14 protein-coding genes and 1 pseudogene are annotated in these 18850 nt (G+C 71.0%); 7 read left to right on the top strand and 8 right to left on the bottom strand.

Features of this window, described 5'->3' with window-relative positions:
- Window positions 1-121 precede the first annotated feature (121 nt).
- Both FK268_RS02080 and FK268_RS02075 read left to right on the top strand, forming a co-directional pair.
- Window positions 122-1789: a DAK2 domain-containing protein gene (locus FK268_RS02080; protein WP_158636014.1), complete on the top strand. Its 1668-nt coding sequence runs from the start codon at window positions 122-124 to the stop codon at window positions 1787-1789.
- Complete coding sequence (locus tag FK268_RS02075; protein ID WP_146430625.1) at window positions 1786-4149, top strand: ATP-dependent DNA helicase RecG; 2364 nt, start codon at window positions 1786-1788, stop codon at window positions 4147-4149. The genes FK268_RS02080 and FK268_RS02075 overlap by 4 nt, the downstream gene beginning before the upstream one ends.
- Before the next feature lie 51 nt (window positions 4150-4200).
- Here FK268_RS02075 and FK268_RS02070 read toward each other — a convergent pair whose 3' ends face one another.
- Genes FK268_RS02070 through FK268_RS02045 form a run of 6 tightly spaced genes read right to left on the bottom strand, consistent with a single transcriptional unit; the run spans window position 4201 to window position 8715 of the window.
- Entirely contained in the window at window positions 4201-4590 is a 390-nt protein-coding gene (locus FK268_RS02070) for an acyl-CoA thioesterase (protein WP_146430624.1), read from the bottom strand.
- Complete coding sequence (locus FK268_RS02065) at window positions 4587-5795, bottom strand: MFS transporter (protein WP_231706880.1); 1209 nt, start codon at window positions 5793-5795, stop codon at window positions 4587-4589. Before FK268_RS02065 ends, FK268_RS02070 begins: the two co-directional genes overlap by 4 nt.
- Entirely contained in the window at window positions 5792-7036 is a 1245-nt protein-coding gene (locus tag FK268_RS02060; protein WP_146430622.1) for an alpha/beta hydrolase, read from the bottom strand. Before FK268_RS02060 ends, FK268_RS02065 begins: the two co-directional genes overlap by 4 nt.
- Entirely contained in the window at window positions 7033-7278 is a 246-nt protein-coding gene (locus tag FK268_RS02055; RefSeq protein ID WP_146430620.1) for a hypothetical protein, read from the bottom strand. The genes FK268_RS02060 and FK268_RS02055 overlap by 4 nt, the downstream gene beginning before the upstream one ends.
- Window positions 7275-7940, bottom strand: coding sequence for a VOC family protein (locus tag FK268_RS02050; RefSeq protein WP_146430618.1), 666 nt, complete (start codon window positions 7938-7940; stop codon window positions 7275-7277). The genes FK268_RS02055 and FK268_RS02050 overlap by 4 nt, the downstream gene beginning before the upstream one ends.
- Window positions 7941-7962: 22 nt before the next feature.
- Window positions 7963-8715 carry a maleate cis-trans isomerase family protein gene (locus FK268_RS02045; protein WP_146430616.1) on the bottom strand — a complete coding sequence of 251 codons (753 nt, stop codon included), beginning with the start codon at window positions 8713-8715 and terminating at the stop codon, window positions 7963-7965.
- Between the two features lie 204 nt (window positions 8716-8919).
- Between FK268_RS02045 and FK268_RS02040 the strand changes: the two genes are divergently transcribed.
- The 5 genes and pseudogenes from FK268_RS02040 to FK268_RS02020 all read left to right on the top strand — a co-directional run bounded on the left by FK268_RS02040 (window position 8920) and on the right by FK268_RS02020 (window position 17426).
- A complete protein-coding gene (locus tag FK268_RS02040) occupies window positions 8920-11079 on the top strand; it encodes a hydantoinase/oxoprolinase family protein (RefSeq protein WP_146430614.1) in 2160 nt (719 codons plus the stop codon).
- Window positions 11080-11096: 17 nt separating this feature from the next.
- A pseudogene (locus FK268_RS02035) lies at window positions 11097-13417 on the top strand (hydantoinase B/oxoprolinase family protein).
- Between the two features lie 29 nt (window positions 13418-13446).
- Window positions 13447-15132 (top strand): (2,3-dihydroxybenzoyl)adenylate synthase, encoded by a 1686-nt coding sequence (locus FK268_RS02030; protein WP_146430612.1) that lies wholly within the window; start codon window positions 13447-13449, stop codon window positions 15130-15132.
- Window positions 15129-16655: an FAD-dependent monooxygenase gene (locus tag FK268_RS02025; protein ID WP_146430610.1), complete on the top strand. Its 1527-nt coding sequence runs from the start codon at window positions 15129-15131 to the stop codon at window positions 16653-16655. The genes FK268_RS02030 and FK268_RS02025 overlap by 4 nt, the downstream gene beginning before the upstream one ends.
- An 18-nt stretch (window positions 16656-16673) precedes the next feature.
- Window positions 16674-17426, top strand: a complete 753-nt coding sequence (locus FK268_RS02020) for a TetR-type transcription factor C-terminal domain-containing protein (RefSeq protein WP_146430608.1) — start codon at window positions 16674-16676, stop codon at window positions 17424-17426.
- A gap of 16 nt (window positions 17427-17442) precedes the next feature.
- Here FK268_RS02020 and FK268_RS02015 read toward each other — a convergent pair whose 3' ends face one another.
- Both FK268_RS02015 and FK268_RS02010 read right to left on the bottom strand, forming a co-directional pair.
- Entirely contained in the window at window positions 17443-18054 is a 612-nt protein-coding gene (locus FK268_RS02015) for a TetR/AcrR family transcriptional regulator (protein ID WP_193560229.1), read from the bottom strand.
- Between the two features lie 10 nt (window positions 18055-18064).
- Window positions 18065-18850 (bottom strand): enoyl-CoA hydratase family protein, encoded by a 786-nt coding sequence (locus FK268_RS02010; RefSeq protein ID WP_146430606.1) that lies wholly within the window; start codon window positions 18848-18850, stop codon window positions 18065-18067.

Genomic DNA, 18850 nt, shown 5'->3' with positions numbered 1-18850 from the left:
GAGACATGTCCATGACACGCCCGGACGCGAGGCAACCCTGCAAGCATAGCGGAGGCCGCCGACGGAGCCAAACCGCTCCGGGCGCCCTTCCCGCGCGGGCGCTCCCACTAGGCTGGCGGGCGTGACGGGACCGATTGCGGAGGACGGCCGCGTGGTGGTGGCCTGGCTGCGGCGCGCGGTACTCGGACTCGAGCGCGCCGTCGACGAGATCAACACCCTCAACGTCTTCCCGGTGGCCGACGCCGATACCGGCACGAACATGCTGGTCACCCTCCGCGCGGCGGCGCGTTCGGCCGAGGAGGCCGACCGCACCGAAGGACCGCACGCGGTGGCCCGCGCGACCGTCGCGGGTGCGGTGGCCGGGGCGCGCGGCAACTCGGGTGTCATCGTCTCGCAGATCATGCGCGGCGTCGCCGCGCAGCTCGGTCCCGATGCCGATCTCTCCGCCGAGGGCCTCGCGACGGGTCTGCGGAACGCCACGGGCCTCGTGACCACTGCCGTCGCGGATCCCATCGAGGGCACCATCCTGTCCGTGTTACGGGCCGCGGCCGATGGCGCCGGCGCCGCACTCGCGGGCGGCGGCGACCTGGCCGCCTGTGCCCGGGCCTGCGCCGACGCCGCGTTCGACGCCCTGTTGCGCACCCGGGACCAGCTGGCGGACAACGCCGCGGCCGGGGTCGTCGACGCCGGTGGACGCGGCCTGCTGGTCCTCCTGGACGCGCTCGTCGAGGTCACCGCGGGCGGGGCGCCCGAACGCCCCCGGTTCGGGCGGCAGATCGCACCGCACGTGCAGGTCCACGTCGACACCGGGCACGGTCACCCGCACGATCACGCCCACGACGATCCGCCCCGCGGACCCCACGCCGACTACGAGGTCATGTACCTCCTTCCCGACGCCACCGAGGCGGCGGCGACACGGCTGCGCGGCGAGCTGCAGACCTTCGGCGACTCCGTCGTGGTGGTCGCCGCGGCGGACCCGGACCCCGTCGCCACCTGGTCGGTGCACACGCACACCACCGAGCCGGGGCGTGCCATCCAGGCCGGCCTCACGCACGGCAAGCTGCGGAGCATCGCGGTGAACGTCCTGCAGGAGACGGGGCACACCGAGACGCCGCTGCAGGCGCTGCTGGACGCGCCGCGGGCGATCGTGGCGCTGGTCTCCGGCGACGGCGCCGCGGAGCTGTTCGCGAGCGCGGGCGCGGAGGTCATCCGCTGCGATCGCGGAATGACCCACGCCGAACTGCTGGCGGCACTGCACCGGTTCGAGGGGCGCGAGGTGCTGCTCATGCCCAACGGGGCGCTGCCCACCCCGGAGCTGCTGGCGGTGGCCGCACGATCGCGCGAATCGGGCGTGCTGGTGACGCTGCTACCGACCTCGTCGATGGTGCAGGCGATCGCGGCGCTCGCGGTGCACGAGCCGAACGGGCACGCGGCCGACGACACCTACTCGATGGCGGAGGCGGCCGCGGGGGCACGGTGCGGCTCCGTCGTCGCGGTCACCGAGGACGCCCTCACGATCCTCGGCCCGTGCGGTCCGGGGGACTACCTCGGCATGGTCGGCGGTGAGGTCGTGGTCCTCGAGGAGGATCAGTACTCCGCGGGCGAGGCCCTGGCCGAGCTGTTGCTCGCGACGGGCGGCGACATGGTGACGGTGCTGCTGGGGGAGGCCGGCGACAGCGACTTCCCCGACCGGGTCAGTGCCGCCCTGCGACCGGACCGACCGGAGGTCGAGGTCGTCGGCTACATCGGCGGCCAGGCCGCCAGCGTGATGGAGATCGGCGTCGAATGAGCTCTGCGCGCACGCTCACGCTGCAGACCCCACTGGTCGAGGCGGTCGATCCCGAGATCGCCGAGGCGGCGACCGCCGAGCTCGGGCTGGTCACCGTCGGGGACCTGCTGCGGCACTTCCCGTTCCGGTACGAGGGCGGCGCCGTCGAGGACGACGGGACCCGGCGGACCGAGCCCCGCATCGGCGACGACATCGTCGTCATCGGGACCGTCACGGCGATCACGCCCCCGAAGCCGCATCACCGCGGCAAGAAGATGTTCCGGGTTCAGGTGGTCAACAAGGTCCGCGCCTACGAGGTGACCTTCTTCAACTACCTGCCCAAACCGATCCAGCCCGACAGGCAGCTGCTGCTGATCGGCCGGCTCGGCGAGTTCAACGGCAAGCTGCAGCTGACCCACCCCGAGTGGCTGGTCCTGCCCGATACGAGCATCACCTCGGCGGAGGCGCTCGCGGCCAACGAGGCGGGATCGACCAAGGCGGGGTCGAAACGCCTCAAATTCGCGGACCTGAGCCTGCTGATGCAGCCGACGGTGCCGATCTATCACGGCACCAAGAACATGCCGACGTGGCTGATCCTCTCGCTGGTGGACAGCGTCCTCAAACGACTGGCGCCCGTGCCGGAGTCGCTCCCTGCAGGGTTCCTCGCGACGCACGCCCTGATGGGCCTCGACGACGCGGTGCGCGCCGCGCACAAGCCCGACGGTCGGGCGCAGGCCGACCGCGCACGGCGCAGGCTCGCCTTCGACGAGGCCGTGGCCATCGAGAGTGCGCTCGCCCGCCGGGCGCACGACGTCGGCGTCGTGGGCGCCCCGCCCCTGCACGCGCCCGACGGTGCGCTGCAGGCCGGACTCCGGGATCGACTCCCGTTCTCGCTCACCACGGGCCAGGAGGAGGTGCTCGCCGAGATCCTCGGCGACATGGCCCGCGACCACCCGATGACCCGGCTCCTGCAGGGCGAGGTGGGCTCCGGCAAGACCCTCGTCGCGCTGCTGGCGATGCTCGCCGCGGTGGACGCGGGCCACCAGGCGGTTCTCCTGGCCCCGACGGAGGTGCTGGCGACCCAGCACCTGCTGTCGATCACGAAGATGCTCGGCGATCTCGCCGAAGCCGGGCAGCTCGGCGCCGCCGACGCCGCCACCACGGTGACGCTCCTGACCGGCTCGATGACGGTCAAGCAGCGGCGCGCGGCGCTGCTGCGCATCGTCACCGGCGAGGCCGGCATCGTGATCGGAACGCACGCCCTCCTGGAGGACACCGTCGAGTTCTTCCGGCTCGGCCTGGTCGTGGTCGACGAGCAGCACCGCTTCGGCGTGGAGCAGCGCGACCGCCTGCGGCGCAAGGGCACCGGGACCTCTGACGACGACACTCCCGACGAATCCATGCCGCACCTGCTGGTGATGACGGCGACGCCCATCCCGCGCACCGTCGCGCTGGCGCAGTTCGGCGACATGACCACGTCGGTCCTGCGGGAGCTTCCGCGTGGGCGGCAGCCGATCCAGACCTCGGTGGTCCCCGAGGACCGCGAGGCCTGGGTCGCGCGGGCGTGGGCGCGCGTCGACGAGGAGGTCCGCTCGGGCCGGCAGGTGTACGTCGTGTGCCCGAGGATCGGGGACGACGCGACCGGCGAGCAGGCCAAGGCCGGTTTCACCGACGAGGACTACGACTTCGACCGCGTCGCGGAACCCGCGCCGAAGGCCGCGGGGCGGGGCGCGGCCCGCCCCGAGCCCGCCGAGGAGGAGGACGCGAAGCGGAAGACGGTGTCGGCGATCGAGATGTACGACGAGCTCGCCGCGGGCCCGCTCGGCGAGCACCGGATCGCCCTGCTGCACGGCCGCCTGCCCGCCGAGGAGAAGTCCGAGATCATGGCGGCCTTCGCCGCCGGCGAGATCGACGTACTGGTGGCCACCACCGTGATCGAGGTCGGCGTGGACGTCGCGAACGCCACCACCATGGTGGTCCGGGACGCCGACCGCTTCGGCATCAGCCAGCTGCACCAACTGCGCGGCCGCGTCGGCCGCGGCGGGTTGCCCGGCCTGTGCCTGCTGATCACCGCGACCGGCTCGGAACGCACGCTGGAGCGATTGCACAAGGTCGCCGAGACGGTGGACGGCTTCGCGCTCGCCCAGCTCGATCTCGAGTACCGCGGATTCGGCGACATCCTCGGCGTCGACCAGTCCGGTCTCGCCCGGCGCCTGAGCTTCCTGGATCTCGCGCACGACGGCGACGTGCTGCACGCAGCCCGTGACCTCGCCTACGAGATCGTCGGCGAGGACCCGGAACTGGAGCGGCACCCGGCGCTGCGGGCGATGAACGAGGTCGTCCTGGGCGGCGATCGCGGGGACTACCTCGACAAGGCGTAAGTCCTGCCCGAGCCCGGCCTGCGATGATCGCCACCTGTGCGCAGCATCCGATCACGATCGGTCCTGCCTCCCGCCGGAGTAGTCCGACAGAACCCGGGGGACGGAGGCGGGTGCACCGTCGGTCACGGCGACGGCGACGGTGCGCCCGGTGAAGCACGTGGTCCCGTCGCGCACGCCGCACCAGTCGAAGGTCACGGACGTCGTTCCGGTGGCGGCCACCTCGATGCGGACGTCGATCTCGTCGCCGTAGAAGGCCGGCGCGAGGTAGTCGATCTCGACGCGCCGGCGGGGGAACTCCGGCCGCAGACCGAGGGCGCGGAGCAGTCCGTGCTCGGCTCGCTCCGCCCAGAGCTGGATCGTCGCGGCGTGTGCGGCACCGCCCATGTCGGTGTCGGCGTACTCCACGCGAACCCGTTCGGTGTGGTGGTGCGGGGAGCTCACGCGGCCGCCGGCACCGTCGACCGCGCCGCCCGGCTGGTGCCGAGCGAGGCCACCACTACCGCGCCGAGGAGGGCGGGTACCGCGAACGCGGTGATCTGCCAGCCGTATCCGGCGCCCGCACCGATGATCCACGCACCGTACGTCGGTCCGGCGATGGCACCGAGCCTGCCCACCCCGAGTGCGAGCCCGACGCCCGCCGAACGGCACGACGCCGGGTAGTGGGCGGCTACGTAGGCGTTCAACAGGATCTGCGTGCCGGTGGTGCCCGCCCCGGCGACGAGGACCAGCGCGTAGGCGATGGCTGTGGACGGCTGCGCCGCCAGCGCGAGCAGCGCGGCCCCCGCGCCGAGGAAGAACGCCGCGGTCACACCCCGGATGCCGAACCGGTCCGCGAGGGCGCCACCGGCGAGTGTGCCCGCCAGTGCCCCGATGTTGAGGATGAGTAGGAACGAGAGCGCTGCGGCGAGCCCGTAGCCCGCGTTCTGCATCAACTTGGGCAGCCAGGCCGCGACACCGAAGACCAGGAGCAGGCACAGTGCCATCGCGATCCAGAAACCGACGGTGATCCGCACACCGCCCGCGCGGAAGACCTGTGCCGTGCGTGCGACAGGCCCCGCGGGCGCGGTGTCGTCGGACCCGGCCGCGCGTGTGTCCGTCGGGAAGTACCGCCACAGCAGTGGCAGCAGGGCGACGGCGGGGATCGCCCCGGCCCAGAACATCGCCCGGAAGCCGAACGCGGGCACCAACCACAGCGACAGCACCCCGGCGAGGATCCCGCCCACGCATGTTCCGGCGAAGCCGATGGTGACCATCCGGTTGCGGAGCGCCGCGGGCGTCGCCTCGACGATCGCCGCGGCCGCCGTGGGCATGAGCATCCCGGCGCCGAGGCCGATCCCGAACCTGCCCGCCGCGAAGAACTCGTAGCCGGGGGTGAGGGCGCAGGCCAGCATGGCGGCGGAGAACACCGCGACCGCGCCGAGCAGCGTGGTGCGCCGGCCGAGCCGGTCTCCGAATGCCGCCGCCGCGAGCGCGCCGATGAGCATGCCCAGCGGCGCGATCGACCCCAACCAACCGACCTGGGCCGTGTCGAGCCCCCACGGCGCGTACTTCAGCAAGGACGGGACGACGAGCCCGTACATCAGGATGTCGTAGCCCTCGAGAATCAACGCGAACAGGCACAGGCCCGTGACGACCCGCGTCCTCACGCGCCGAACCGTTCCGCGAGCCAGCCGCCGATCTCCGCCGCCGCCAGGCTCGCGCCGGTGGGCGCGCCCTCTCGGATCGGTCCGCCGAAATGCGTTCCGGCCACGCGCCGGTGGCCCACGTCGGAGGTACCGAAGGCAGCGACCATCGCCGTCGCGTCGTCGGGGAAGCACGCGGCGTCCCCGGTGAGTTCGACGAAGAGGGTGGGCGCGTGCACACCCGGGGCGCAGCGCAGGAAATCGGCCTTCGTGGTGTTCGCCGACCACGTGGACAACCACGCCTCGGGGGTCACGAGGCGACAGAATCCGACGAGGCCGTAGTCGGTGAGGTCGGGGCGCCGGCCGAAGAGGGAGCCGTACGGACGCTCGTTGGGGTCGAGCGAGAGATCCATGAACCGCAGGTCGGCATCCGTGCGGTAGACGGTCAGGACGCGCGGGGCCACCGACGCCCGACGGTCCGCCGGATCCTGTGTGGCCGTGAACCGCGCCCGCGCCCCGTCGGCCAGCGCGACCCGGGCGCGGGCCTCGTCGTCGATCCTCGCTATGCGGGCGGCCTGGGCCGCGCGGTAACGCCGGACGAACTCGGGGGAGTAGCTCGACGAGGTTCCCGGCGCCGCGAAACCGTTGGCGGGGGAGAACGGATCGAGCTCCGGGTCCACCGACAGCGGGTCCGACTCGTCCGACACGGACGGATCGATGAGGCGCTGCAGCAGCGCTCCCTGCCCCGGGTGCGGCGCCATGAAGACCGCAGCGTCCGGCACCGGCATGTCCGCCGCGGCCAGGTCCACGGGGCGGCCGGACGGGGTCGTGCGCAGCCTGTCCTCGGGGGCGAGGCCGGCCTGCTCGTGATAGAACGCGAACAATGTGCCGCCACCGGAATGCCCCAGGGTGACCCGGTTCTCGAATCCCTGATCCCGCAGGAAGACCTGGCCCGCCGCGGCGTCCAGCAGGGCCTGCTCATGGATCAGGTTCAGGTCGTTGTTCGTGGACCGTGTGCCCTGCGTCCACACCGCGAACCCACGGGCCAAAAGCTCCGGCACGAGCACGTGGTGGCTCAGGTCCTGCCGGGGATGCATCAGCGAGACGACGGTCCGAGCTCCGGGGAGCCTGCGGAGGATGCCGTACACCTTCGCGCCGTCGGCCGTGGCGAGTTCGTGTGCCGAGGTGATCGTGCCCGTGGGGATCTCCGCCGATTCGATGTACCTTCCCGCACCGAGGCGGGCCTCCGCAGCCGGCGTGCTCATCGCTGCTCCAGACGCATGGCGTCCTTGTCCCACTGCGTGATCCGCGCATCGAGAAGGTCGGCGACAGTGCTGTACCAGACGGCGTGGCGGCAGCCGGTGGCCCGTCGGTCGATGACGATCGCGCCGGGCGCACTGACCTTGAAGTACGGACCGATCTTCTCGACGGAGACGGTCTCGGCGGTGGCCGCGACCTCCACGACGGGTCGGTTCTCGGGGACGTCGAGGACGAGGACGGAGGTCATCGCGCCACCTCCTCGGCACGCTCGGCCTCGACCGCGCCGGCGGGCTGTGCGTCCTGCCAGGACTGTGCCCGTTCGACGATGAGTTCCGCCTTGCGGACGAGCAGGGCGTCCATCGACGGATGCGGACCGGACACCACGTCGACGAGGGCGTCGATGGTGATGTTCGCGTCCAGGTCCTCCTGCGGCGTCACCGGTCGCATCGCGCGGGTGATCTCGATCATGTAGCCGTTGGGGTCGTGCGTGTAGATCGACTCGATGGTCTCGTGCTGGATCTGCATCTCGACGGGCCATTCGCTCGCGTCGAGGCGGCGCCGGTACTCCATGAGGTGCTCCTCGCTCTCGACATGGATCGCGAGGTGACGGCTGCGGATGAACCAGATCGGCACGTCCGCGGCGAACTTCGAGTAGGAATCGCCCTGCGGCCCACCGTCGAACTCCTCCAGGCCGAAGTAGTAGAAGAAGGCGAGCCGGTCCTCGTTGCCGATGTCGAAGAAGAAGTGGATGAAGTCGGGGTGCTGGTCCGGACCCCAGCCCGCGGCGCAGATCGAATGCACCACGGGGAAGCCAAGGGTGTCACGGTAGAACCGCACGGTCCCGGCCGGATCGAAGGTCGGGTAGGCGACGTGGTCGACGCCCTGAACCAGGTGCTGATCCTCGGACATGGTGGTCTCCTCTCGGTACGGGTCAGACGGTGACGGGGAGGTCGGCGCGCAGCAGGCTGCCGGCGCCGTCGATCGCGACAGGGAGGCCCAGGCCGCGCAGGATGCTGTACGCACCGGCGGTGGCTGCGGAGAGTGCAGGCAGGCCGAACTCGTCCTCGGCGGCCTGCACCAGGCTCAGCGACGGCATCTGCACACAGCAGCTGACGACGAGGGCGTCGACGCCGGTGAGGTCGAGCGAGCGGGCGGCCTCCATCACCCGGTCGCCGGGGATGCAGCCGACCTCGTTGTTGTCGGCCACTTCGAGCGCGCGCCAGTCGGTGACCGCGATGCCTTCGGCTTCGATGTACTCCACGACCTGCTGTGCGAGCGGATTCATGTAGGGCATCACGAGCGCGACCCGGGTGGCGTCCAGCGCACGAAGGCCTTCGATGAGGGCACCGGCACTGGAGCGGACGCGTGCCTCCGAGCCGCCGGTGGCGAGCTGCTCGGCGACGGCGGCCTCGACGCGCTGATGCTCGCCCGGTCCGCCGGCCATGATCGCGACGAGGCAGGCGTAGAGGATCACCTCGGGCGAGGCATCGCCGATCTCCAGGACGCAGCGTTCACGCTGCGCGTTCATCGCCGCCAGACCTTCCGGCGAGACGGTGTGCATCCGCATCCGGGTGGAGTGGAACGAGAAATCCGCCTCCGGATGTCGCCGCAGGATGGCCGGCATCTCGGTCTCGACGGTGACGTTGCTGCTCGGTACGACGAGCCCGATCCGGTGAGTGGTCATGGGGGTCCTTTCAGAGGCCTGGATTATCTTGCGCCTATGACGAGTATTCGACTTGAGTGTCGACGCGTCAAGCGCATGTGGGGATTTCGAGTGGTCGGCGACACCCTCTTGACTTTCTCTGCGTCAGCGTCGAATAATCGTCACGACAGTCAGGCGAGTGATCCCGGTCACGCAGAGAGTCAGTCCGAAGGAGAGTAGGAACCCATGGGATACGTAATCGGAGTGGACGTCGGCGGAACGTTCACTGACGCCGTCCTGGACGACGGCAACGGCATGGTCGTCGCGGGTAAGGCACCGTCGACCCCGCCCGACTACTCGGGTGGCGTGATGGACGTGCTCGAGGTGCTCGCGGAGCAGCTGGGGCAGTCGGTCGAGGACATGCTGGCGAACACTCACCACATCGCGCACGGCACGACGTCGTCGCTGAACGCACTCGTGATGAACAAGGTGCCGGACATCGGCTTCCTCACCACCAAGGGCCACCGCGACTCGATCTACATCATGAACGTGGAGGGCCGGTACCTCGGCCGTGCTCCGGAGGAGCTGCAGGATCCCATCGGTCAGAGCAAGTCCCACGGCCTCGTCCGCAAGCGCCACGCGCTCGAAGTGACCGAGCGCGTCGACCGCGACGGTCGCGTCGTGGTGCCGCTGAACGAGGATGAGGTGCGCGCGGCGGTGCGCACCCTGATCGACGACGGCATCACGGCCATCGCGGTCTCGCTGCTGTGGTCCTTCCGCAATCCCGCGCACGAGCAGCGCATCCGCGAGATCGCGCACGAGATCGACCCGACGCTGTTCGTGGCGATCTCTAGCGAGGTCTCGCCCCGCATCCGCGAGTTCGCCCGTAACGCCACGACCATCATGAGCACCCAGATCGGCCCGGGCCTGCGTGACTACCTCGGTGAGCTCGAGGGCAGGCTGCGCGAGAAGAAGCTCGCCGGCCCGCTGCTCGTGATGCAGAGCAACGGTGGCGCCGTCGCTGCGGCCGAGGCGCCGGGCAATGCCATCTCGACCGTCGGCTCGGTCCTCACCGGCGGCGTCGTCGGCGCGGTCTCGCTCGGCGAGCAGCTCGGCCACCGCAACATCATCGCCACCGACGCCGGGGGCACCACCTTCCTGGCCGGCCTCGTCGTCGACGGTGAGCCCGTCCGGTCGTCGACCACCATCATCAACCACCACCCGATCAACGTGCCCACCCTCGAGGTGCATGCGATCGGCTCGGGTGGCGGCGCGATCGCCTGGCTCGACGCGGGGGGCAACCTCCAGATCGGCCCGCACAGCGCCCAGGCCGTCCCCGGACCCGCCTGCTACGGCGCCGGCGGCACCGAACCCACCAACACCGATGCCAACCTGGTGCTCGGGATCATCCCGGAGCGCGGCCTTCTCGGCGGGCGGCGCGCGCTGGACGTGAGCCTCGCCCGCGAGGCGATCCGCACCCGGATCGCCGAGCCTCTGGGCCTGACGGTCGAGGAAGCGGCCGCTGCCATCTACGAGGTGCAGAACGCCCAGACTGGGGACCTGTTGCGCAAGACCGTCGTCGAGGCGGGCCACGACCCCCGCGACTTCATCGTCTACGCCTTCGGCGGTTCCGGCCCCGCGCACTGCGGCCTCTACGCGCAGGAGATCGGCGCCACCGACGTGGTGGTCCCGCTCGGCCAGGTCGCGTCCGCCTTCTCGGCCTACGGCCTGGCGTCCTCGGACATCGTCCTGGCCAAGGAGATGTCTGACCCCGCGGCGCTGCCGCTGGATCCGCAGCGCGTGCAGCGCAACTTCGAGCAGCTCGAGGAGCAGGTCCGGACGATGCTCGACCGCCAGGGGCTGCACTTCTCGTCGGTCGAGATCGAGCGCGAGATCGACATGCGCTACTCGATGCAGCTGGCCGAGGTCGCGACCCCGATCCCGAGCGGCGACCTCACCGCGCAGGACCTCGCCGAGGCGTCGGACAAGTTCGAGGCCAAGTACGCCGATCTCTACGGGGCGGGTTCGGGCTTCCGCGAGGCGGGGATCCAGGCCATCACCTACCGCGTCCGTGGCACCGGTGTACTGCCCTTCTCACCGACCCTGCCGCCCATGGAGGAGGCCGCCTCGGCCGACGCCTCGGAGGCGCTCACCGGCACGCGGAAGGTGTGCCTCGGCGCCAGCCGCGGCTACGTCGACACCGACATCTACGACTACACCAGGCTCCGCGCCGGGCACGTGCTGCGCGGTCCCGCGGTGATCGAGGTCCCGACCACCACAGTGGTCGTGCCGCACGACACCACCGGGACCATCGACAAGCTCGGCAACCTGCACATCGCCGTCGACCGGCCCGAGACCACGGTCGCGCCCGCCGGCTCCATCGACGCTGCCCTCGTGGGCGCCTGAACTCCAGGAGAGAGAACATGACCGCACCGATCCCCGGCTCGGAGATCTTCTCCAGCCGCCCCTCGACCCCGAGGCCCTCGGCCGCGCCGTCGGCGCCCACGTCGAGTTGCACACCGTCACTCAGGAGCAGATCGACGCCGTCGACCCGCTCACCTACGAGGTCATCCGGCACCGTCTCTGGTCCGTCACGGACGAGATGGGGGAGGCGCTCAAGCGCATGTCCGGTTCGCCGATCGTCACCGACGCCAACGACTTCGACTTCGCCGTGAGCGACGAGGTCGGCCAGGAGGTCCAGGTGGGCCTCTACAACACGATGCTCGTGGGCGCCGTCGACCTGGCGATCTACTGGACCCTGCAGAACCGCGCCGACAACCCCGGCATCGCCGATGGCGACATGTTCCTCTGCAACGACCCGTGGGTCGGCGGCGGCCTGCACCAGAGCGACGTGATCGTCTACCAGCCGGTCTTCCACGAGGGCAAGCTCTTCGCGTGGACGAGCGCCATCTGTCACGAGCCCGACCTGGGTGGCTCCGGCCTCGGCTCCTTCGACCCGTCGGCCAAGGACGTCTTCTCCGAGTCACTGCCGACCCCGCCCATCAAGGTGGTCCGCGATCACGTGCTGCAGCGCGACGTGGCCGACGCCTGGACCCGCCGCTCGCGCGTCCCGATGCTCGTCGGGCTCGACCTGCGCGCCAAGATCGGCGCCAACACCGTCGGCCGCAACCGACTGCTGGCCGTGATCGAGCAGTACGGCGCCGATACGGTCAAGGCCGTCATGAAGCGCATGATGAACGACGCCGAGGCACGTCTGCGCACCAAGCTGCAGGGCCTACCGGACGGGACCTGGAAGGCCACCGGCTACCAGGACCAGGCGTCCGCGGGCGACCGTGGCCTGCACAAGATCACGGTGGCGATGACCAAGGCCGACGACAAGCTGGTCTTCGACTTCACCGGCACGGACAAGCAGACCGGCGTCATCAACTGCACCTACGCGGGCATGCGCGGTGGCGTCATGCTGGCGCTGCTGCCGATCCTCGCGGGCGACATCCCGTGGTCCGCGGGCGGTCTGATGCGCTGCTTCGATCTGGTCTCGGAGGAGGGCACGATCAACAACGCGACCTTCCCCGCGGCCGTGAGCCGTGGGCCGATCGGCCCCGCGTGGCTCACCGGCAACCTCATCGCGGAGTGCCTGGCCCAGATGCTGGATCAGAACATCGAACTGGGCAAGAACGTGCAGGCCTCGTGCTGCGGCACCTGGGACACCGCCGTCGTCGCGGGCCTCGACGAGCGCGGCGAGCAGCCGGTGCCCTTCCTCAACATCATGATGGAGCCGATGGCCGGCGGCTACGGCGCCCGTCCGGTGGCCGACGGCATGGACACCGGCGGCCTGTTCTGCATCCCGATGGGCCGCATCCCCGATACGGAGATGACCGAGTTCCTCTACCCGCTGCTGACCCTGTGGCGCCGCGAGGAGCCGGATTCGGGCGGTCCCGGGCGCATGCGCGGCGGCGTGAGCGCCTCGCTCGCGGTCACCCCGTACGGCTCGAGCGTCCCGATGGGACTCGTCTTCGCCTCCGCCGGTAAGGCCGTGGCGCAGAACGGTGGCCTCGCCGGGGGCCTTCCCGGCAACACCGGCCTTGAGATCCTGGCGCGCGACTCGCGCATCCAGGAGCTGCTCGCGGCGGGCGAGCTGCCCGGTGGGCTGGCGGATCTCGGCGGTACCCAGGAGACCGGCGCCTGCTACGCGGAGAGCTACCTCGCGCCGGGCGAGGTGCTCTACATGCACTGGCAGGGCGGCGGCGGTTACGGTGATCCGCTGCGCCGCGAGCCCGCGTCGGTGGCGCGGGACGTGGTGAACGGCAAGGTCACCGACGACGGTGCCCGGGTCAACTACGGCGTCGTGGTCAGCGCGGGCGAGGTCGACGAGGCCGCCACTGCGGAACTGCGGGCCGCGATGTTGACCGAGCGCCGCGAGCGCTCCGAGGTGCCGGAGTCGCAGGACGCCACCGTCGACCTGCGCGCCGCGCGGCGCATCGACGACAACCTGGCCGAGGTCACCATCGGCGAGGCGCGCGTCGTCGCCTGCGCCCACTGCGGCCGCCTGCTGGGCGACACCAAGTCCGGCAAGCTCTCGCTGGCCCGCTACGAGGGCCCGTCGAGCGCGGCGGGGCCGCAGGTCACCTCGGACCCGTCGGAGTACGTCGACGGTGAGGTCGTCTTCCGCCAACAGTGCTGCCCCGGTTGCTGGTCCGCCGTGTACTCGGGCATCGTCCCCGCGGACCACCCCGACCATGTCGGAGAACTGACGGCGCTGCTGCCGGCCGCACCCACCCGCTGAGCGGACGATCGAGAGACGAGGAGACAACGATGACACCGCACGACTGGGACGGGCGGCTGGTCCGCTACCCCGCCGAGCGGGCCGCGGCGTACCGCGCCAGCGGTGCGTGGAGCGCGGAGCCGACGACAGCACGGCTGCACGAATCCGCAGTGGCGCACGCGGACCGGATCGCGCTCATCACCGCGGACGCCGAGTACACCTACCGCGAGCTCGATGAGCGGACCGACCGCATCGCAGCCGGGCTCGCCGCCCTCGGGCTGCGACCCGGAGATCCGGTGATCTTCCAGGTGAACAACCGGGACGCGACGGTCCTCGCCTGGTACGGCGTGCTGAAGGCGGGGCTGATCCCGGTGGCGACGCTCGCGCAGCACCGCCGGCACGAGATCGGTCACATCAGCGAGAAGGTCGGCGCGGCTGCCCACCTCGTCGAGGCGGGGCTGTCGTTCGACCTCGTGGCCTTCGCCCGCGAGATCGCGGACGGTCACCCCACGCTGCGGCACATCCTCACCATTGGAGCGACGGCGGCGGAGCCGGGGACCACGCGCATCGAGGACCTCGGTGCCGAGATCGGCCCCGCCGAGGCGCGCGCTCTGGTCGAGTCGATCGAGGCGGGGATCGATCCGGAGGACGTCGCGGTCTTCCAGCTCTCCGGCGGCACCACCGGTGTGCCGAAGGTGATCCCGCGGATCCACGCCGAGTACTGGAACAACGGCCGGTACTACGCCGGGGTGTTCGGGTGGACCCGGGACAGCCGGATCGCGCACCTGATCCCGGTGATCCACAACGCCGGCATCTCCTGCGCGGTCCACGCCGCGCACTCCGTCGGCGCCACGTTGGTCCTGGGCACACCCGATGCGGTCGCGTCGTTCCCGCTGCTCGAGCGCAGCGGCGTCACCGACGTCCTGATCGGGCACGGCCACTACCAGCCCGCAGGCTCGGCCGCCTTCGACCCGGTCCTGAAGACCGTGCGGCGCACGGTCCTCTCCGGGGCGAAGGTCCCGCCCGAGCTGTTCGCCAAGCTCGACGACGGCGATCGGCACTGGGCCGGGCAGATGTTCGGCATGTCCGAGGGCATGTTCCTCGTCACCCCGCTCGACGCGCCGGCCGCGGCTCGGGCGGCCACCGTCGGCCTGCCCATCGCACCCGAGGACGAGATCCGGATCCTCGATCGGAACGGCGAGACCGAGGTCGAGCCGGGCGCCGTCGGCGAGCTGTGTTGCCGTGGCCCGTACACGATTCCCGGCTACTTCGGAGCGCCCGAGCACAACGCGACCGCCTTCACCTCCGACGGCTTCTACCGGACGGGCGATCTGGCGGCGCGCCGCGAGATCGAGGGCCGGCGCTACGTGGCGATCGAGGGCCGGATCAAGGACCTCATCAACCGCGGCGGCGAGAAGGTCAACGCCGAGGAGGTGGAGCTGCTGCTGCTCCGCCACGAGGGCATCGCCGCCGCCGCAGTGGTGGCCATGCCCGACGAGCGACTCGGGGAGAAGGCCTGTGCCTTCCTCGTCTCCGCGACGGGCGAGGAACTGACGATGGCCGAGGTACAGGCCCATATGGACGGCCTTGGAGTCGCCAAGTTCAAGTGGCCCGAGCGGCTGGTCTGGGTGCCGGCGCTGCCGCAGACCAACGTCGGCAAGGTCAACAAGAAGGTCATGCGCGCGGACATCGTCCAGCTACTGGCGTCCGAGGCGCGAGAAGGAGCCCTGCAATGAATCTCTCCACCATCGCCGTTCTCGGCGGCGGCCCCGGCGGTCTCTACGCCGCGCGGCTGCTCAAGCTCAGTCACCCCGACGCCGAGGTCACGGTGTACGAGCAGGGCGTGCCCGATAAGACCTTCGGCTTCGGCGTGGGGCTCGCGTCGCGAACCCAGCGCAACCTCCGGGAGGCCGACGAGGCGTCGCTCACCGCCATCGTCGACGCCGCGCATCCGCACGAGATGTCGATGCGAGTGGGCGACGATGCGGTGCGCCTGGCGCACGGCGAGCTGCTGGGCATCGGCCGGGCGACGCTCCTGGCGGTGCTGCAACGCTTCGCCCAGGACGCGGGCGTGATCCTGAAATTCGGCGAGAGACGCTCCGCCACGGACCTCGAGGCGGACCTCATCGTTGCAGCGGACGGCATCTCCAGCGCCACTCGCGCCGAACATGAGGATAAGTTCGGGCCGTCGGTCGTCTTCGGTGACGGTCTGTACCTCTGGGCCGGCACCGACTACCGACTCCCCGCGGCGGTCTTCACGCCGGTGGAGACCGAGTACGGGACGTTCGTCGCGCACGCCTACCCGTACGCGGAGGACCGCAGCACCTTCCTCATCGAGACGGACGAGGAGACGTGGAAGCGGGCCGGATTCGACGTCACCACCGAGCAGACGCCGACCACCGAGAACGACGAGGTCTCGCTGAAATTCCTCGAGGAGGCGTTCCGGGACAGCCTCGACGGGCATCGTCTGATCGGCAACCGCACCAGGTGGACGCGGTTCCGTACGGTGCGGTGCGCCTCGTGGCACACCGGCAACGTCGTGCTGCTCGGCGACGCCGCGCATACCGCGCACTACTCCATCGGCTCCGGGACCAAGCTGGCGATGGAGGACGCGATAGCCCTGGACAGGGCGCTGCTCGCGGCCGACGACCTCGAATCGGCACTGGTCGCCTACGAGAAGGAGCGCCGCCCGGCGGTGCACTACCTGCAGACGATCGCGGAGCGTTCCATGGCGTGGTGGGACGCCTTCCCCGAGCGGACGTCGATGCCGGTGCCGCAGCTGCTCATCGCCTACATGACCCGCGCGGGCAAGGTCTCCCTCGAGCGCTTCGCCGCATCCGCCCCGCAGGTCGTTCCGGCGGGCCTCGCGACGTACGCCGGTGTGGCCGTCGAGGACGTTCCCGAGCCGGCCGCGGTGACCGATTGGGTGTTCAGTCGGCCGCTGCCCGAGCTCGGATTCGACCGCCGGGTGGTGGGTCCCGAGGAGCGAACCGCAGACGGGGTCGTTCCGGTCACCGTCGACATCCGGCCGTGGAGCGAGGAGGCGGACCGCCTGCTCGCCGGGCTGCCGGGGGATCGGACGATCTGGCTGTCCGGAGCTGACGACCGTGAGGCGGTCCTCGACCGGCTCGACCTGGGCGAACGGATCCGCCGGGCGACCGGCGCACTCGTCGTCGCGGACGTGCCCGGGGACCTGCGAGACCTCGCCGCCGCGGCGCTCGTCAGCGAGCGTGTCGACCTCGTCGCGATGGCGGACTGAGGGCTAGGGTTGGGTCCCATGGCCACGGAGAAGGCAGCGGAGCCCGCGCCTGAACTGACGTCGGCGCCCGCGCCGGCGAAGCGTCGCGGGCGGCCAAGCGTACGACGCGAACTGGTCGAGCGGGAGATCAAGGAGAACGCCGCCCGCCTGTTCGCGGAGCGCGGCGTCGCCGGTACCACGCTGCAGGACATCGCCGATGCCACGGGGCTCACGCGGCAGGCCGTCTACCACTACGTCGCCAACAAGGACGAGCTCTTCGCCCAGCTGGTGAGCGAGGTCGCCGAGGGACCGGCACAACTGTTGCACGAGATCAACACGATCGTGGAGCTCGACCCGGCGGCGAAGCTCTACCGGATGGCGGAATCACTGGCGCTCAACCAGATGGCCTCGCCCGATCGGTTCCGACTCTTGATCCGCTCCGAGGCCGATCTGCCGGAGAGCCTCGCCGACGGTTACCGCACGAGCCGCCGTCGCGTCCTGCGCGAGCTCACCGCGGTGATCGACGCGGGCATCGCCAGCGGGCAGTTCCGTGACGTCGACGCCCGCACGGCGGCGCTCGGCATCGTCGGCATGCTCAACTGGATCGCCTGGTGGTACCGCGACGGGAACGACGAGGCGGCCACCGCCGCTCAGCTCGCGGACATGGCGGTGCAGGCCGTTCGTGCTGAAGGGGCCGCGCGGCCCGCGGAACCCGGTCCGCTCGGTGCGATCTCCGACCTGCGCCGGGACCTCGATCGGCTCGAACGATTGATGCGGTCCGAGCAGGACTGACGGCGGGCAGTCGGGCTCAGCGCGCGACGACGGCGGCCAGCTGCCGACCCCAGAACTCCACGACCTGCTCGCGGCGCGCCGCATCGTCGGACAGCAGGTCGGCGAGGCCCAGCCCGCGCGCCAGATCCAGCGTGGCCTGGACGGCTCGTCGGGCCTCGTCGTCGTCCCGGTCCACGCCGAGCAGCCGCATGGCCAGGGCGAAGACCTCGCGGGAGTGCTTGTTCTCGAAGGGCAGCATGCGTTCCCGCAGCGCGTCGTCGCTCGCGGCCGCGGTCCAGACGTGCAGCGCGGCCTTGAACAGGTCGTCCGTGTAGTACTCGACGATCAGCCGCGCCACCGCGTACGGGCGGTCAGGCCCCTCGGGGACCGCTGCGCCCGCCTGCGCGACCTGCGCGAGCCGCTGCTCGCCCATGTACTCCAGCGCGGCACTGATCAGGTCCTCCCGCGTGGGGAAGTGGTGCTGCGCGGCGCCGCGCGAGACCCCCGCCTGCCGCGCCACACTGCCCACCGTGGTGGCGGTCCAGCCGCGCGCAGCGAGCGACGCGATGGTGGTCTCCAGCAACCGCTGCCGGGTCTCCCGGCTGCGGGACTGCTGGGGTGCGCGAATGGGCGGGCGGAGGGGAGTCATCGGATGCAGCCTATTCCGCCGGTACCGGTTCAGCCCAGCTCGGCGCGCGCTTCTGCAGGAACGCGGTGATCCCCTCGACGGACTCGGCGGAACCGAACAGCCGCGCCGACTGCTCCCCGAGTGCGTCCGCCCGCTCGTCGAAGGAACGCAGGACGTCGTGCCACAGGATCTGTTTCGTCTCCCGCAGGCCCTGCGGGCTGCACAGCTGCAGCTCGGCGAGCTGCTCGGCGACAGCCGCCGCCGGGTCCGCCACCGCCGCGGTGATCAGGCCGTAGCCGGCGGCCTCGGCACCGTCGAACTTGCGGCCCGTGAGCAGCAGGGTCGACGCGACCCGGGAGGGGAGGTGGGGGAGCAGCACCAGCGAGACCATCGCCGGTGCGACGCCGATCCGCGTCTCCGTGACGGCGAAGGACGCGGCGGGACCGGCGAAGACGAAGTCGCACGAGCCGATCAGCCCGAATCCGCCGGCGCGCACGTGCCCGTCGACCTGGGCGATCACCGGCTTCGGGCACTCGATGATGCCGCGCATCGCGCCGATCATGGCGAGCGTGCGCGACTTCGGGTCCGATCCGGCCCCGTTGGCGGCCGCCTCCTTGAGGTCCGCACCCGCGCAGAAGGTGGTGCCGGTGTGCGTGAGCACCACGGCCCGGGCGGCGTCGTCCGCGGCCGCCCGCTCCAGCCCGGCGCTCAGGTCGGCGAGGAGCCGCTGCGAGATCGCGTTCCGGTTGTGCGGGCTGTCGATCGTGAGATACGCAGCGCCGCCCTTGTTCTCGTACCGGACCAGCGGTTCGGTCAT

The sequence above is a fragment of the Tsukamurella sputi genome, from assembly GCF_007858445.1.
Lineage (GTDB): Bacteria > Actinomycetota > Actinomycetes > Mycobacteriales > Mycobacteriaceae > Tsukamurella > Tsukamurella sputi.
Note: the sequence above shows the minus strand (reverse complement) of the source record. Positions and strands in the feature narration are given on the sequence as shown.

Excerpts from the sequence above, each read along its gene's own strand:
- FK268_RS02025 (WP_146430610.1), top strand. The coding sequence starts at position 15,129 with ATGAATCTCTCCACCATCGCCGTTCTCGGCGGCGGCCCCGGCGGTCTC.
- FK268_RS02045 (WP_146430616.1), bottom strand. The coding sequence starts at position 8,715 with ATGACCACTCACCGGATCGGGCTCGTCGTACCGAGCAGCAACGTCACC.
- FK268_RS02075 (WP_146430625.1), top strand. The coding sequence starts at position 1,786 with ATGAGCTCTGCGCGCACGCTCACGCTGCAGACCCCACTGGTCGAGGCG.
- FK268_RS02040 (WP_146430614.1), top strand. The coding sequence starts at position 8,920 with ATGGGATACGTAATCGGAGTGGACGTCGGCGGAACGTTCACTGACGCC.
- FK268_RS02030 (WP_146430612.1), top strand. The coding sequence starts at position 13,447 with ATGACACCGCACGACTGGGACGGGCGGCTGGTCCGCTACCCCGCCGAG.
- FK268_RS02055 (WP_146430620.1), bottom strand. The coding sequence starts at position 7,278 with ATGACCTCCGTCCTCGTCCTCGACGTCCCCGAGAACCGACCCGTCGTG.
- FK268_RS02060 (WP_146430622.1), bottom strand. The coding sequence starts at position 7,036 with ATGAGCACGCCGGCTGCGGAGGCCCGCCTCGGTGCGGGAAGGTACATC.
- FK268_RS02015 (WP_193560229.1), bottom strand. The coding sequence starts at position 18,054 with ATGACTCCCCTCCGCCCGCCCATTCGCGCACCCCAGCAGTCCCGCAGC.
- FK268_RS02050 (WP_146430618.1), bottom strand. The coding sequence starts at position 7,940 with ATGTCCGAGGATCAGCACCTGGTTCAGGGCGTCGACCACGTCGCCTAC.
- FK268_RS02020 (WP_146430608.1), top strand. The coding sequence starts at position 16,674 with ATGGCCACGGAGAAGGCAGCGGAGCCCGCGCCTGAACTGACGTCGGCG.
- FK268_RS02010 (WP_146430606.1), bottom strand. The coding sequence starts at position 18,850 with ATGACCGAACCGCTGGTCCGGTACGAGAACAAGGGCGGCGCTGCGTAT.